The sequence below is a fragment of the Flavobacterium sp. genome (assembly GCF_049318185.1).
Taxonomy (GTDB): Bacteria; Bacteroidota; Bacteroidia; order Flavobacteriales; family Flavobacteriaceae; genus Flavobacterium.
In genome coordinates this window covers 18222-34491 of record NZ_JBMOGV010000012.1, presented here as the reverse complement: position 1 = coordinate 34491, position 16270 = coordinate 18222, and the positions used below count along the sequence as shown (strand labels likewise).

Annotated in this window: 13 protein-coding genes; 5 read left to right on the top strand and 8 right to left on the bottom strand. The window is 32.8% G+C overall.

The features are described from left to right. Positions 1 to 191: 191 nt before the first annotated feature. The 4 genes from ACOYLT_RS02445 to ACOYLT_RS02430 form a co-directional block, all read right to left on the bottom strand. Positions 192 to 2420 carry a TonB-dependent receptor family protein gene (locus tag ACOYLT_RS02445; protein ID WP_422852254.1) on the bottom strand — a complete coding sequence of 743 codons (2229 nt, stop codon included), beginning with the start codon at positions 2418 to 2420 and terminating at the stop codon, positions 192 to 194. Positions 2421 to 2528: 108 nt separating this feature from the next. Further along, positions 2529 to 4634, bottom strand: coding sequence for a ferrous iron transport protein B (gene feoB, locus ACOYLT_RS02440; RefSeq protein WP_422852253.1), 2106 nt, complete (start codon positions 4632 to 4634; stop codon positions 2529 to 2531). Between the two features lie 6 nt (positions 4635 to 4640). Further along, complete coding sequence (locus ACOYLT_RS02435; RefSeq protein ID WP_422852252.1) at positions 4641 to 4877, bottom strand: FeoA family protein; 237 nt, start codon at positions 4875 to 4877, stop codon at positions 4641 to 4643. Between the two features lie 74 nt (positions 4878 to 4951). Beyond that, a complete protein-coding gene (locus ACOYLT_RS02430) occupies positions 4952 to 5626 on the bottom strand; it encodes an SCO family protein (RefSeq protein WP_422852251.1) in 675 nt (224 codons plus the stop codon). 140 nt (positions 5627 to 5766) lie between these two features. Between ACOYLT_RS02430 and ACOYLT_RS02425 the strand changes: the two genes are divergently transcribed. Next, on the top strand, positions 5767 to 7821 hold the full coding sequence (locus ACOYLT_RS02425; protein ID WP_422852250.1) for a M13 family metallopeptidase: 2055 nt from the start codon (positions 5767 to 5769) through the stop codon (positions 7819 to 7821). A 152-nt stretch (positions 7822 to 7973) separates the two neighbouring features. Here the strand turns inward: ACOYLT_RS02425 and ACOYLT_RS02420 are convergent, their stop codons facing one another. Both ACOYLT_RS02420 and ACOYLT_RS02415 read right to left on the bottom strand, forming a co-directional pair. Beyond that, positions 7974 to 8777, bottom strand: a complete 804-nt coding sequence (locus ACOYLT_RS02420) for an SDR family oxidoreductase (protein ID WP_422852249.1) — start codon at positions 8775 to 8777, stop codon at positions 7974 to 7976. A gap of 10 nt (positions 8778 to 8787) precedes the next feature. Then, positions 8788 to 9138: a hypothetical protein gene (locus ACOYLT_RS02415; RefSeq protein WP_422852248.1), complete on the bottom strand. Its 351-nt coding sequence runs from the start codon at positions 9136 to 9138 to the stop codon at positions 8788 to 8790. A 193-nt stretch (positions 9139 to 9331) separates the two neighbouring features. Here ACOYLT_RS02415 and ACOYLT_RS02410 point away from each other — a divergent pair, with 193 nt between their 5' ends. Continuing rightward, positions 9332 to 9655, top strand: a complete 324-nt coding sequence (locus tag ACOYLT_RS02410; RefSeq protein WP_422852247.1) for a single-stranded DNA-binding protein — start codon at positions 9332 to 9334, stop codon at positions 9653 to 9655. 50 nt (positions 9656 to 9705) lie between these two features. Here ACOYLT_RS02410 and ACOYLT_RS02405 read toward each other — a convergent pair whose 3' ends face one another. Both ACOYLT_RS02405 and metG read right to left on the bottom strand, forming a co-directional pair. After that, a complete protein-coding gene (locus ACOYLT_RS02405; RefSeq protein WP_422852246.1) occupies positions 9706 to 10392 on the bottom strand; it encodes an HAD family hydrolase in 687 nt (228 codons plus the stop codon). A gap of 12 nt (positions 10393 to 10404) precedes the next feature. Further along, positions 10405 to 12462, bottom strand: a complete 2058-nt coding sequence (gene metG, locus ACOYLT_RS02400; RefSeq protein WP_422852245.1) for a methionine--tRNA ligase — start codon at positions 12460 to 12462, stop codon at positions 10405 to 10407. Positions 12463 to 12641: 179 nt separating this feature from the next. Here metG and ACOYLT_RS02395 point away from each other — a divergent pair, with 179 nt between their 5' ends. The 3 genes from ACOYLT_RS02395 to ACOYLT_RS02385 all read left to right on the top strand — a co-directional run bounded on the left by ACOYLT_RS02395 (position 12642) and on the right by ACOYLT_RS02385 (position 16265). Further along, complete coding sequence (locus ACOYLT_RS02395) at positions 12642 to 13538, top strand: S66 peptidase family protein (RefSeq protein WP_422852244.1); 897 nt, start codon at positions 12642 to 12644, stop codon at positions 13536 to 13538. 113 nt (positions 13539 to 13651) lie between these two features. Then, on the top strand, positions 13652 to 14011 hold the full coding sequence (locus ACOYLT_RS02390) for a YraN family protein (RefSeq protein WP_422852243.1): 360 nt from the start codon (positions 13652 to 13654) through the stop codon (positions 14009 to 14011). 73 nt (positions 14012 to 14084) lie between these two features. After that, on the top strand, positions 14085 to 16265 hold the full coding sequence (locus ACOYLT_RS02385; RefSeq protein WP_422852242.1) for a M12 family metallo-peptidase: 2181 nt from the start codon (positions 14085 to 14087) through the stop codon (positions 16263 to 16265). Positions 16266 to 16270: the final 5 nt, after the last annotated feature.

Genomic DNA, 16270 nt, shown 5'->3' with positions numbered 1-16270 from the left:
GATGTAGCTCTGGGTTAGTGACAGCCACAATCATTGTCGCCACAATTCTTTTTTGATTTTGGTCTCCAAATAATTTTTTGAACCAAAAAGACAATGGCAACGAGTACTATTACATAAACTACTATTTCTTGAAAGTCCATAGTACAAAGGTACAAAGTGTCTATTGTTTTTGAGAACCTTTTGTGATAGTATTACAACTTGGCACCTACAGAAATATAAAAAGATCTGCCTTCACCTGGTAATATTCCTGGTCCAGGATAACCACTAGAACGACGTGTAGCGTAACTTTTATCTAACAAGTTATTAATACCCGCACGAAAATTAAAGTTTTTCAAAAATTTATATTCAGAAGAAAAATCAAATAATTCGTAACCATCTAAAATTCCTGTCTGTCCATTGGTAGATGCATTTTTTGTATTATTAGCATCGGTAAAAATTTTTCCCGACATTTTATATTGTAACGTAGCCGAGAACTCATTATTACTCCATGACATGCCAAAATTGTGAATGTAACGAGGTGCATTTTCCACTCGGTTTCCAGACAAATTGGTTTCTGTAATTATAGTTGTAGGAGGGTTTGTTGTTAGGGTTGATGACTTAAAATTAACATATTTACTATCAATAAAAGACATCGAAGCAAACACATCTAAATTTCCATACGGTTTTTCAATCCCAATCATTTTAGTAATATTTAAATCTACAAAACTTTCAATTCCTTTATTGCGTGTTTCACCTAAGTTGGTTCTAAACAAATACGTGCCTTGCGTTTGGTCGTTGTTTACGAATTGACTAATGCCGCCAACACGATTGTTATAACTTAAATAGAAAACACTCACATCAAAGTTTAAAAATCCTTTATAAACGCCACGATAACCCAAATCTGCATTGAAACCGCTTGCATCTTTTAAATTCGGGTCTATTACATCACGTATGGCTGGGGGAGTTAAATCGCTGAATAAAACGGGACGAAATGCTTGTGAAATATTGGCATAAATATTTGTTTTGTTCAATTTGTATTCCAATCCTAAACCTAAAAGTGGTTTGTTTCTAACGATAATCTTTTCGCCGAAGTTTCCATCAACAATAGTAATTCTTCCATTAGCAGTTGAATTGATATGTTCAAAACGAATGCCTGGTGTTATACTAAAATTATCTGTTAATTTAAATTGATTTTCCGCAAAAAATGCAATGTTTTTGGTCAGAAATTCTAATTCTATCGGAAATTTACCTTCACTACTCAAGTCAAAATCACTGCCTGTTGTACCAACTCCTTTTTGAAATCGCTCTATATTGGCTTGATACAAGCGCATTCCAAAAGCCAGATTATTTTTTATTTTACCTAAGCTGTAACGATAAAGGTTTCGGTTTTCAACACCAAAATTTTTGTAATTATCGCTATCTACTTGACGTTTTGCATATTGATTGGTTGAAGCGCTGATGGCATCTGCTACAGTTGCAGCACCCAAAAAACCAACACTATTTCGTTCACCAATAAGTCCAAATGCCTTAATATTTACATCAAAACGGGCAGCAACTTTGGTGTCAAAATTTACTGAAAAGATATTCCACGGCACACCAAACCAGTTTCGGCTTCTAAAAGATTGTCTTGGGTTTGCAGCAAATTGGGCATCAGTTAAACCTCCAGGTTGTTGCATTACATAATCAGAATTGGTGTATTCGGCAGAAATTTTTGTTTTATCCGAAAAGCGATATTCAATAAAAGCATGTGTGTTTCTTGCATTAAAACGGTTATTTTCTCTCCAACCTTTGGCATTTCGTGTATGATTATACAAGTAGTAAGACCATTTTTTATATTTCCCGCCAATGGCATTAAATGAACTCAACAAACCATAACTTCCAACGGTGTTTTGAGTTTCAAATGTAAATGGTTTGTCTTTTTCTCGTTTTAATACATAGTTGAGCATACCACCAAATTGTGGCCCAAACTGTAGTGATGCGCCACCACGAACAATCTGAATAGTTTCAACAGCTTCTAACGGCGGATTATAGTATGCTTCGGGATAACCAAAAACATCAGCAGACATATCAACACCATTTTGGCGCGTATTTAATTCCCAACTTCTATTGGGACTCAAACCTCTCACACCAACATTGATTTGCAAACCCGAGCCTTCATTTTCCCAAACGGTTACACCTGGAATTCTAGCAAAAATTTCGCGCGCATTATTATTAGTTAAATTTCCATTTATACTTTCAAGTTTTAAGACTTCATTTTTTTTCCCTGAGAATAAAACATTGTCTTTGGTTTCGGGCATTCTTTCAGGACTTTGCTGTTTGGCAATAATAATAACGGGGTTAAGTCTTTTTATGGTATCATTTGGCTCTATATCAAATTGGTCTTGAGCAGAAATTATGTTGGATAAAAACAAAGCTAAAAGTGCGTAATAATAATATTTCATTTTCTTATTTAGATTAACTCTACGCAGCAAAAATACTCTTTATTTTTATTTAGACAAATTATAAATAAAGAATTTTCAGAAAAAATTAAAATAAATAAAAAAAAGGTATTATTTGAAAATTTGATAAGTAATAAAGGCAACAAAATAAGCCAAACCACTCATGAAGATTAGTTGGGCTATGGGCCATTTCCATGTGTTGGTTTCCTTCTTTGTAACGGCCAAAGTACTAGCGCATTGCATGGCAAAAGCATAAAACAATAATAACGAAATACCCGAGGCAAAATTGAATATTTTTTCTCCAGTTAATGGATTAACTTCGGCTTTCATTTTATTTTTTATGGTGTCTTCATTATCACTTCCGCCAACGCTATATATTGTGGCTAATGTTCCAACAAACACTTCACGTGCTGCAAAAGAACTGATAACCGCTATTCCAATTTTCCAATCGTAGCCCAAAGGTTTTATAACCGGTTCAATTGTTTTACCTAAAATACCTATGTAGGATTGTTCCAATTTATAAGAATCGATTTCACTTTGTAAATGTGTTGGTTGAAGTTTTTTATTTGCCTGTTGGTGCTTTTCGCTTACTATTTTTTCAGCATTATCAAATGCTTCGCTTGGGCCGTTTGATGCTAAAAACCATAAAATAATGGAGATGGCTAAAATTATTTTTCCTGCACCAAAAACAAAGGATTTTGTTTTTTCAATAACGTTTATGGCAACGTTTTTAAACAAGGGTAATTTATAGTTGGGCATTTCTACCACGAAATAGGTTTTGCCTTTTATTTTTAAAATTTTATTTAATAGATATGCCGAAATAATAGCGGAACCAAATCCAAGAAGATACAAAAACATCAATGTCAATCCTTGCATGTTTAATACGCCCAGAAATCGTTCGTCTGGAATTACTAACGAGATAATTATAGCATAAACCGGTAAACGAGCAGAGCAAGTTGTGAATGGCGTTACCAAAATAGTGATTAATCGCTCTTTCCAGTTTTCGATATTTCGAGTTGCCATAATAGCTGGAATAGCACAAGCCGTCCCAGAAATTAAAGGCACAACACTTTTTCCAGACAGTCCAAATTTCCGCATGATTTTATCCATCAAAAAAACAACTCTACTCATATAACCACTTTCTTCGAGAATGGAAATGAATAGAAATAGAAAGGCAATTTGTGGTATAAAAATTAAAATTCCACCAATTCCGGGAATGATACCTTGTGAAATTAAATTGGTTAATACTCCAGCAGGAAGCATTTCATTGGCATAGGAACTTAAAGTTGCAAAAGAACTATCAATAAAATCCATCGGGATTTTTGACCATTCAAAAATGGATTGAAAAATCACAAACAAAATCACAAAAAAGATAACATAACCCCATACTTTATGAGTTAAAATGCGGTCAAGTTTACTTCTAAAATCTTTAGCAATTGAGGAGTCAATTTTTTGCCCTTCCTTTAAAACATCATTGATAAATTGATAGCGTTTAATGGTTTCTTTTTGTTGCAAACGTTTCAAATCGGAATGTGATTTTGTAAACGAACTTCGAATTTCATTTCTATCTAAATTCAAGAAATTTACATCTTGAGTAATAACCAACCACAGTTTATACAGCAATTGATTTGGAAATGTAGTACGAAGTTTATTGAAATACTCAACATCGATATTGGATGCATTCAAGCAAGGTTCTATAGAAATCGATTTAAAATTGACAATAAGATTTTTTAATTCATTTATCCCCAAACTTTTTCGAGAACTAATTAAAGCTATTTTGGTTTTTAGATGTTCTTCAAGATAGGGAATATCAAGCGAAATACCTTTGTAATTCATTCTGTCGGACATGTTAATGACCAGAATTGTTGGGATTTCTAAATCTTTTATTTGCGTAAAGAGAAGTAAATTTCGTTTTAAATTTTCAACATCAGTTATCAAAAGTACCACATCAGGATACAATTTATCGTTCCTATTAAGCAATAATTCAATCACCACATTTTCATCAATAGAACTGGCATTTAAACTATAAGTTCCCGGTAAATCTAGAATATTGGCTTTAAAATTATTAGGCAATTTGCAGAAACCAATCTTTTTTTCAACAGTAATTCCGGGATAATTTCCAACTTGTTGGTTCAATCCGGTAAGTTGATTAAAAACAGATGTTTTCCCGGTATTTGGGTTTCCAATTAATGCAACATTAATATTTTGGATGCTCATTTCAGACTATTTTACAATCAATTCAACTTCAATTTCATGAGCAGTTTCCATTCTTATAGCTAAATGCGAACCGTTGTTTACGTTCAAATAAATAGGATCACCAAAAGGAGCAATTTGAACAACCTCCAATTCGTTTCCCGGTAAACATCCCATTTCTAAAAGCTTTAAAGGGATTTTATCCAAATCAATTTTAGTAATTGTGGCTTTATCTCCAATTTTTAATAAATCTACAGTAGTTATCAATACTTATTTAGATTGAATTAAGATTACAAAAGTATTGATAAAAAAATAAAGTTAGATGATAAATATTAGGATAACTAATCTTTACCGTTCTCAACAAGCCAATTGATATCGTCAATAAGCCTTTTTATTTCTTCTTTTTTGGTGCCATCATAAAAGCCTCTAATACGTTTTTGAGTATCAATAAGCACAAAATTTTCTGTATGAACCAAGTCATAAAGTTCAGAAGGGTTGCCCAATTTTACCGCTAAATACGATTTCCTAGCCATACTATAAATTTCTTTTTTATCGCCTGTGACCAAATTCCATTTTGAATCAACAACTCCTTTTTCTAAAGCATATTTTTTTAAAACCGAAACGCTATCAATGTCTGGTGTAACACTATGGGAAAGCAACATTACTTTTGGGTTATGCAAAAAAGCTTTTTGAACATCAACCATATTTGTTGTCATAATAGGACAAATTGAGCCACAAGTAGTAAAGAAAAAATCGGCAACATATATTTTGCCTTCATAGTCTTTTTGTGTAATAGTCTTTCCGTTTTGGTTAATGAATGAGAAGTTAGCTATTTTATGTCCTTTTGCAATGTACTGAGCAGTTGAGTCAACTAATTCAGGATTGACATCAGCAGGATTATATATAGGTAATGTTTTACTTGGCTTTAAAACATTGTAGAATAATGTTACTGTTATGATTGAAAACACCATAAAAGTTCCAATAAATATTTTATATTTCTTTGTGAGATTAAACATTATTTTTTTTGTAAATATACAAAAGCATTTTTATGATAAGTAGCTTTTAGTAGCACATAGAGACATATAATTTTGTTAAAAAAATAGTTTTATCGTTATAATCAATAAATTTGTAATAATTAACAATTAATTTAATAGTAATGAAGCTAATTACAATCTCTAAAACCTTGTTGACAATTCTTATGTTTACAATAGTTTATAGTATGAATTCCCAACAAAAATCACCTGGAATCAATATCGATTTTATGGATAAAACGGTAAGTCCAACCCAAGATTTCTTTAAATTTGTAAATGGAACTTGGTTGAAAAACACAGAAATCCCTGCAGACAAAACTCGTTGGGGAAGCTTTGATGAATTACGTCAAAATACTGACAAAGATGCTTTGGCAATTTTAAAAGATGCTGCAAAAAACCCAAAATATCTTTCAAGTACAGATCAAGGTAAAGCCATTATCATATATAAATCTGCCATGGATACTGTGGCCAGAAACAAACAAGGGATTACGCCTTTAAAACCATATTTAGCAAAAATAGATGCTGTAAAAAACATCAAAGATTTACAAAAATTAATGATGGAAGAAGAAGCTGTTGGAGGAGGCGTTGGTTTCTTTGGTGTTGGGATTGGAGCTGATGAGAAAGATAGCAATAGAAATGTAGTAAGTCTTGGGCCAGGAAGTTTAGGATTACCAGATAGAGATTATTATGTTTCTGATGATAAAGACTCAAAAGAAAAGCGCGAAAAATACGCGCTTCATGTGGCAAAAATGCTTCAACTCTTAGGAGAAAAACCACAACAAGCTAAACTAGATGCTGATAAAATTTTAGCTCTAGAAATTCAAATGTCACAACCAAGATTGGACAGAGTAGAAAGAAGAGATGCCCGTAAACAATATAACCCAACTGCTATTGCCGATTTACAAAAAATGTTACCATTAATTGATTGGAATACTTATTTAAATGGAGTTGGTTTTTCAAAATTAGATACTATTATTGTCTCACAACCTCGATATATTAAAGCGTTACAAACAGTTTTCACCGAAAACAAAGTAGAATCTTGGAAAGCTTATATGCGTTGGATGTTATTGAGAGGATCAGCGGGTCAATTATCAACAGATATAGAAGCCGCTAATTTTGAGTTTTATGGCAAAACTTTAACTGGCGCTTTGAAACAAAGACCACGTCATGAGAAAGCTTTGCAAGTTGTTAACGGAACAGTTGGTGAGGCTTTAGGGAAGTTGTATGTAGAAAAAATGTTTCCAGCGGAAGCCAAAGACAAGGCCGCTAAAATGATTCAAAATTTAATTCGTGCCTACAAAATAAGAATCAATAACTTGGCTTGGATGTCAGCTGAAACTAAAACGAAAGCCATTGAAAAATTAGATAAACTAACGATAAAAATTGGTTACCCTGACAAATGGGAAGACTATGCCGCATTAGTAGTGAAAAGTCCTGAGACAGGCGGAAGTTATTTTGATAATTTAAAAAATGTATCGCTTTGGAATTGGAAAAAAGATATAGAAAAACTAGGAAAGCCTGTTGATAAAACAGAATGGGGCATGTCACCACAAACCGTGAATGCTTATTACAATCCTTCCTATAATGAAATTGTTTTTCCGGCCGCTATTTTACAACCGCCATTCTATGATTATAAAGCCGACGAAGCTATTAATTATGGCGGAATTGGAGCGGTTATTGGTCATGAAATATCACATGGTTTTGATGATGAAGGCTCTCGTTACAATGCCGAAGGCAATTTAGTTGATTGGTGGACAGAAAATGATTTGAAACAATTCACGGTTTTAGGAACTGCATTGGCCGATCAATATTCAGCTATTGAACCTTTGCCAGATACACATATTGATGGCAAATTCACTTTAGGCGAAAATATTGGTGATTTAGGAGGTATTAATGCCGCGTACGATGGTTTACAATTGTATTTAAAAGAAAATGGGAATCCAGGATTAATAGATGGATACACTCCAGAGCAACGTTTATTTATTTCTTGGGCAACTATTTGGAGAGGAAAAATTAGAGATGAAGCTTTGAAAAATCAGGTGAAAACTGATCCACATTCTCCGGCACAATATCGTGCCTATGTTCCCTTGTTAAACTTAGAGTCATTCCAACAAGCTTTTAGCATAAAACCTGGCGACGGGATGTATTTGAGTCCTGATAAGCAAGTTAAAATTTGGTAATAAATAGAAAACCTCAAGTTTAACTTGAGGTTTTTTTATGCTTTTGAACACACAAATGACACTAACAATAACTTAATTAGTTTTAAGAATTACAAAAGGAATGAAATAAAATGCTTAATAAATCAAACCTGCACTAATAACCTCATTATAATTCATAAACAGGGTTGCTGAAAGGTATAGTTTAACAAACTCTCTACTTTTATAGAATTAATGGTTTTTCCAACACTTGATTTGGCAGTATCAAATTCAGGGATAGCTAATCCGAATTCTGTTGCTTTTTGAGTGTAGTAGTCTTTTCTACTTGGATGAAATGGTGCAACGGCATTGAAAATTTCTCCAAAACAGTCTTTATCAATAATGCTTTCTAAAATACCGATACAATCCGTTTGATGAATTAAATTAACAGGCGCCTCTGGATTTTCTAGGTTTTGTTTTCCTGACAAAAAATAAACAGGATGTCTATTACCTCCAATCAATCCGCCAAAACGAACTATAGTGGTTTTAAAGTTTTTATTATTTTGCAAAAGCTTTTCGGTTTCTAGTAATTGTTTTCCGCCTTCAGTTTCAGGATGAGGTCTTGCAGCTTCAGTAATAGTCGAATTGTCATCTGCATACACCGAAGTAGAACTCACAAACAGCACTTTTTCTACTTTAGCATTTTCAATAAATGGAATTAGATTTTGAATTTTGGCAACAAAGTTCTCATTCCTATTTCCTCTTAACTTTGGAGGGATATCTATTATTAAGATTTCAGAATTTTCTAGAAATGATTCGATATCACCATGGATTTCATTTTCATCCAAAAAAATTTTAAAAGTAAGAATTCCAGTTTGTTCTAAAAGTGAAATTTTCTCCAATGAAGTAGTAGAACCTTTTACCGAAAATCCTTTTTCTAGTAACGATTTTGCCAATGGCAATCCTAACCAACCGCAACCTAAAATGCTAATGTTTTTCATCACCTTAAAGTTACTGTTCTTTTTTCACCAACATATAAAAATCGTTTTCTAACAAACGATAGCCTTGATCATACACAAAATGATAGGTATTGCCCGTATTGGTATTCAAAATATTAGTGAAAAATTCAAAATCAAACCCTTTGCTTAGTAGTTTAGTTTTTGTCGTTTTTGATTTTCCTTCTACATTCAACTCAGTAAGTATTCGATAATTTTTCCGCAATTTGTTATTCACATTGCGCATATAATTAGTGCTGTCTTTGTTGATTTTGTTATTATACGCATTGCGACAACCATCGCTGCAGAACTTTTTGTCCTCGCGACCAACAATTTTTTCATTGCATTCTAAACAAACTTTTTGCATAGGTAAATATTTTAAAATCAAACAAATATAAATAAAATTTTCCGTTTACAAACGTTTACAAATAGTTACAACCGAAAGTAAATGAATAACTACCGAATAAATTTTGGCAATCGTCACAACTTTGCATCGTCGGAAATGAGAAACCGATAATAAAAAATAAAAATAACATTTAAATTTAAACGCCATGAATGCAATGAAAAACAAAGTACAATTAATTGGAAACGTAGGTAACGAACCAGAAGTAAAAACTTTTGGAGAAGGAAAAAAAGTAGCAAACATCACTATCGCTACTAATGATTATTATATCAATGACAAAGGAGACAAAGTAGAACAAACCGAATGGCACAGAGTAACTGCCTGGGGGAAAGTTGCTGACATTATTGAAAAATATGTAACCAAAGGCAAAGAAATTTGCATTGAAGGCAAACTAACTCATAGAAGTTATGATGACAAAGACGGCAACAAACGCTATATCACAGAAGTGGTTGCGAATGATATTCTATTGTTAGGAAAATAAAAATAGTCTTCATAAAAAAGCGGCTAAGTTTTTCTTAGCCGCTTTTTATTTTATAGTAAAATTTCTAAAACATCAGAGATTTTCTCTAGGGTTTTGAAATTGGGATGTTCTACTTTATGACTAATTTTTTCGTGTTCCCAAGTTGTGTGAAACGGAATATGAACCGCGTGTCCACCAATATTTAACACAGGTAAAACATCCGATTTTAAGGAATTGCCAATCATAAAAAATTCATCGGCATTGATTTCTAAGCGCTTTAATAATTTTTCATAATTCACCTCTTGTTTATCAGCCATCACTTCAATATGATGAAAATAATTTCCTAGCCCAGAGTCGTGTAATTTGCGCTGTTGGTCTTTCAAATCGCCTTTTGTTGCAACAATTAATTTATACTTGCCATGAAGTTGAGCTAAAGTTTCTTCCACACCATTTAATAATTCAATCGGTTTTTGAAGTAATTCTTTCCCATGGTCAATTATTTTTCCAATAATTTCAATAGAAATAGTGTTGTTGGAAATGCGCATAGCTGCTTCTATCATCGAAAGGATATATCCTTTAATTCCATAGCCATATAACTCTAAATTAGCGATTTCGGTTTTAAATAATTCTTGCGATAATCCCTGATTTGATAAATAATCACTCATTAAAGCACAAAATTTCTCTTCTACTTCCTGAAAATAGGGTTCATTGACAAACAAAGTGTCATCTGCATCAAAAGCGATTATTTTTAGAGCCATAGCACAATTACTTTAACTAATCAAAGTACCATTAGAAACTCCATCCGAATCAGGATTGACAAAAACCAGTTTGCCTTCTTTGTCATTGGTCATCAAAATCATCCCTTGACTTTCCACTCCACGCAATGCTCTTGGAGCCAAGTTCACTAAAACTGTAACTCGTTTGCCCACAACTTCTTCCGGAGAAAAATGCTCTGCAATACCCGAAACGATGGTGCGGACATCTATTCCAGTATCTACTTTCAATACTAAAAGTTTGTTGGCTTTTGGCATTTTCTCTGCTTCAAGAATCGTTCCTAAACGCAAATCTAATTTTGAAAAATCTTCAAAGGTGGCGGTTGGTTTTTGAGGTTCTATAACTTGGTTATCCATAACATTAGCTTTTTTAGTAGCTTCTAGTTTGTCAATTTGTTTTTGTATGTCAGCATCTTCAATTTGAGCAAAAAGTATTTCAGCCTCGCCAATTTGATGTCCCGCTTTGGTTAAATTCCAATGATTAAATTCCAAATTCCAATGATTAACTTTAATGTTTAACATATTGGTTAATTTTTTGGAAGTAAAAGGCAAGAAAGGTTCAGATAGTATGGCTAAAGCAGAAGCAATTTGCAATGCCACATACATTTGAGTTTGCACTCGTGCAGGGTCAGATTTAATCATTTTCCATGGTTCTTCGTCGGCTAAATATTTATTTCCCAATCGAGCTACATTCATTAATTCGCCTTGTGCTTCTCTGAAACGGTAACGTTCAATTGAACTCGAAATCACAGAAGGATAGGCTTTTAATTCGGCTAAAGTTTGTTCATCAACATCAGTAAATTCATTGGGTGAAGGCACAACACCATTGTAATATTTGTTAGTTAAAACCACCACACGATTGATAAAATTACCAAAAATAGCGGCTAATTCGTTGTTGTTTCTCGCCTGAAAATCTTTCCAAGTAAAGTCATTGTCTTTAGTTTCAGGGGCATTTGCTGTAAGCGTATAACGCAATACATCTTGTTTCTCTGGAAAATCGTGTAAATATTCATGTAACCAAACTGCCCAATTTTTAGAAGTTGAAAGTTTATTGCCTTCTAAATTCAAAAACTCGTTTGCTGGCACATTATCAGGTAAAATATAAGTGCCTTCGGCTTTCAACATGGCTGGAAAAATGATACAATGAAAAACAATATTATCTTTTCCGATGAAGTGTACTAGTTTAGTATCATCTTTCTTCCAATAATCTTCCCAATTTTTGCCTTCTTTTGCAGCCCATTCTTTGGTAGCCGAAATGTATCCTATTGGCGCATCAAACCAAACGTATAATTTTTTACCTATTGCACCTTCTACTGGAACATCAATTCCCCAATCTAAATCGCGGGTAACGGCACGAGGTTTTAAACCATCATCTAACCATGATTTTACTTGACCTAGCACATTTACTTTCCAGTCTTTGGCATGGTCAACTAATATCCATTGGGTTAAAAAATCTTGGTATCTATCCAAAGGTAAAAACCAGTGTTTAGTGGATTTTAAAATTGGGATTTCACCTGTTATGGTTGATTTTGGATTGATTAAATCCGTAGCGTTTAGGGTCGAACCACAGCGTTCACATTGGTCACCATAAGCTTCTGGATTTTCACATTTTGGGCAAGTTCCCGTAACAAAACGATCGGCCAAAAACTGGTCAGCTTTAGCATCATATAATTGTTCGGTAACTTCTTCAATAAAATCGCCGTTATCGTATAATTTTCTAAAAAATTCTTGCGCCGTATCGTGATGAATTTTGGAAGATGTTCTTGAATAATTATCAAATGAAATTCCAAAATCAAGAAATGATTTACGAATAATGCCGTCGTATTTATCAATGACTTGTTGAGGTGTAATACCTTCTTTTTTGGCTTTCATCGATATGGCCACACCGTGTTCATCACTTCCGCAAATGAAGGCAACATCTTTTCCTTGTAAGCGCAAATAGCGAGCATATATATCTGACGGCACATAAACACCTGCCAAATGACCAATGTGAATTGGACCATTTGTATAAGGTAAGGCGGCAGTTATCGTATATCTTTTTGGATTTTCTAACATAAAATTATTTATAAGATTCTAAAACTAGTTCAGAAAGATTACAAAAATAACTTTTTAGCTATGAAAAGACCAATTAATTTTCGGATTTGTTTACATTTGAAACAGTCAATTATAGATTAATGCGAAAGCTTTTTATTTTTATTTTTTTAACTACCATTTCTTCATATTCTCAACAAAAGATGATTAGACCACCTTATTTACAAAAAGGCGATACGGTTGCCATAGTTTCTACTGCAAGAAAAAACATTGATGATAATTTAAAACCTACTTTAGATTTACTAGAAGGCTGGGGTTTAAAAGTGAAACTTGGCAAAACTATTGGACTAGATTATTACCAATTAGCAGGAACAGATGCGCAACGTGCCGAAGATTTTCAGGAGCAAATGGACAATCCAAATATTAAAGCGATTTGGTGTGTTCGTGGCGGTTATGGAACAGTAAAAATTATTGACAAACTCGATTTTACGAAATTCAAACAAAACCCAAAATGGATTATCGGTTTTAGTGATGTAACGGTTTTACATAGTCATTTGAACAGAATAGGGATTGAATCTATTCATGGTACGATGCCAGTTGCGATAGCAAGAGCCACAGATGAAGCAAAGAATTCATTATGTGCTGCTTTGTTCGGAGATAAATTAGAATATAAATTAGATTGTGATGCTTTAAATCATATTGGCAAAGCCAAAGGAGAATTGGTAGGTGGGAATTTATCAATTTTGTTCAGTTTGTTAGGTTCACCATCGGCTATTGATTGTGAAGGTAAAATACTTTTTATTGAAGATTTAGACGAATATTTATATCATGTGGATAGAATGATGATGAACTTGAAGCGAAATGGATGTTTGTCAAGTTTAAAAGGAATTATTGTTGGCGCCATGACAGAAATGAAAGACAATGAAATCCAATGGGGTAGAAATGCATTAGAAATTATTGAAGATACGGTTAAAGGCATGAATATTCCCATAATATATAATTTCCCAGCAGGGCATATAAGAGACAATCGGGCTTTAATTTTTGGAAGGCAAGTTTCAATAGAAATTACCGCAGAAGAAAGCAAAGTATATTTTGATTGAGGATTAAAGATTAACGGTTTTTGATTTCTGAATTCAAAAAACAAAAATTCACATTCTCTATTCTAATTCATTCAAAAAAAACTAACTTCAAAAATTCTAAAATCAAAAATCTCATGGCAGAACATAATGAACTGGGCAAATTAGGAGAAGAATTGGCTGTAGATTTTTTAGAAAAAAACAGCTATTCCATTCTGGAAACTAATTGGACATTTCAAAAAGCAGAGATTGACATTATTGCTCAAAAAGAAAATATTCTATCAATTATTGAAGTAAAAACACGTTCTTCTATAGATTTTGGATTGCCACAGGATTTTGTTAAACCAAAGAAAATACAACTGTTAGTTAAAGCGGTAAATGAATATGTAATTTCAAATGATTTAGAGGTAGAAGTTAGGTTTGACATAATCGCTATTTATAAAGAAGAAAATAATTATAAAATAGACCATATAGAAGATGCTTTTTTTCATTTTTAGCTTAAATAATCTAATAATTTTAGAAAATGATTTGTTTTGAGTTCGATTTTAGTAACTTTAATAAAAAATTATTATGAAAAAATATTTTTTCATTGCAGTCTTTTTGAATTTTTTTTCAATCAATGCTCAAAATAAAATAGCTGAAAAAGTAGCAGAATTACAAAGTTTAAACGCAAGTTTTAAAAGTATCTCTGTACTAATTACCTCAGAAAATGCTATTACTAATGAAATTAATAAAGTAGTTGAAAACGCTACTTTAGCAACTGCTAATTTGGATAAAATTAACGAAATTGTTACAAATAAATACGACAATTTAACATTAGAAATTCCATATCAAAACGAAACTATTTCGTTGCATTTATATAGAGTAAATCCTTTTTTAGAAGGCTTTCATGTGGATACAGATAAGGGCAAAAACATTTCATACGAAAAAGGAGTTTACTATAGAGGAATTATTAATGGAAAACCAAATTCAGTTGCTTCTTTTAATTTTTTTAATGGAGAATGTAACGGAATTGTTTCAAGTGCAGCATTAGGAAACTTAGTTATAGGCAAACTCGATAAGCCCAATAATCAAAAAGATTATATAGTGTATTCTGATGCTAAAATGAAAGTATTAAATCAGTTTGAATGTCACACAAAAGAGGGCACGATAACTAACAAATCAATTAAGAAATCCAATAGCAATAGTGATAAATGTGTTGCTATTTATTTTGAAATTGATACTAATTTGTTTCAAGAAAATAACTCAGACACCACCGTTACTTCTAATTGGATGACTTCTATTTTTAATAATGTTCAAACTTTATATTATAATGATGGAATTTCGGTAGGTTTAAAGTCAATTTTTATTTGGACAGATCCTGATCCTTATGAAAACATTGGGACTACTTCTGGAGATTATTTATTTGCATTTAGATCAAATACAGTTGTTTTTGATGGAGATGTGGGTATGCTAGTAGGTAAAGATCCCGGAGGTTTAGGAGGAGTTGCTTTTTTAGATACCATTTGTACAAGTATTAATTATAGCTATTCAGATTTAAATGGCATTAGCGTTGCAACATTTCCAACTTTTTCATGGACGGTTGAAGTAATAACACATGAATTTGGACATTCATTAGGTTCGCCCCATACCCATGCCTGTTTTTGGAATGGAAATAATACTGTAATTGATGGATGTGGAACACAGGCAGGTTATCCTGATAATAGCTCAGGAGAATGCACCACAATTGGCCCTATTCCTTCTTCAGATGAAAAAGGAACCATCATGAGTTATTGTCATCTGATTTCAGGGGTAGGAATAAGTTTTAATAATGGATTTGGGCCACAACCTGCCGCTTATATTCGTAATAATGTCAATAATAAAACTTGTTTAAGTTCAGATTGTGTTAGCAGTTGTCCAAATACTGTTACTGCTATTACAGCTTCAAATATAACTACCATTTCAGTAGATATTACATGGAGCGATATAGGCTCAACAGCTTTATGGGAAGTAGCCGTTACGCCATTTTCTGCATTAACTGATGTTTGGAATACCGTTACTACTCCCAGTTATGCTGCAATAGGATTAACACCAAATACTTATTACAACATAAAAGTTAGACCTTTATGCAATGGTATTGAGCCAGCCATAAGAGAAAAAGCATTTGCTACCTCTATAGATAATTTCTGCAACAGTGTTCCATTTACGGATACAGGAGGAACAACGAACAATTATTCAGATATGCAATCTTGGGTAAGGACTATGACTCCATATGACATTGGTTTAAAATTAAGTGTAACATTTTTAAATTTTAGTCTTGAAAATAATTATGATTATTTATATGTTTATGATGGTCCTGATGAGTTTTTTCCTGATTTAAGTTCAGGCGGATTTACAGGAACATTCGTTCCTGATCCAATTAATTCAACCGCTACTGATGGTTCGCTTACTTTTAAGTTTACATCAGATGAAGCAGTTGTAGATTATGGTTGGGATGCAATTATTACATGCACAGGAACTTTAGGAATAGCTAATAGTAATTATTTAGATTATAGTTATTATCCTAATCCAACCAATGGGAAAATAACCATAACTTCCAAAGATGTCATAACTGATGTTGCCGTTTATACTATTGCAGGGCAATTGTTGTTTAATCAAAAAAACAATGGTTTATCAACTAGTGTTGATGTCTCAAAATTTGCAACGGGTACTTATTTCTTCAAATTAAAGTTTAATGAAAAAGAAGCCAATTTCAAGGTTTTGAAAATGTAGTTTTA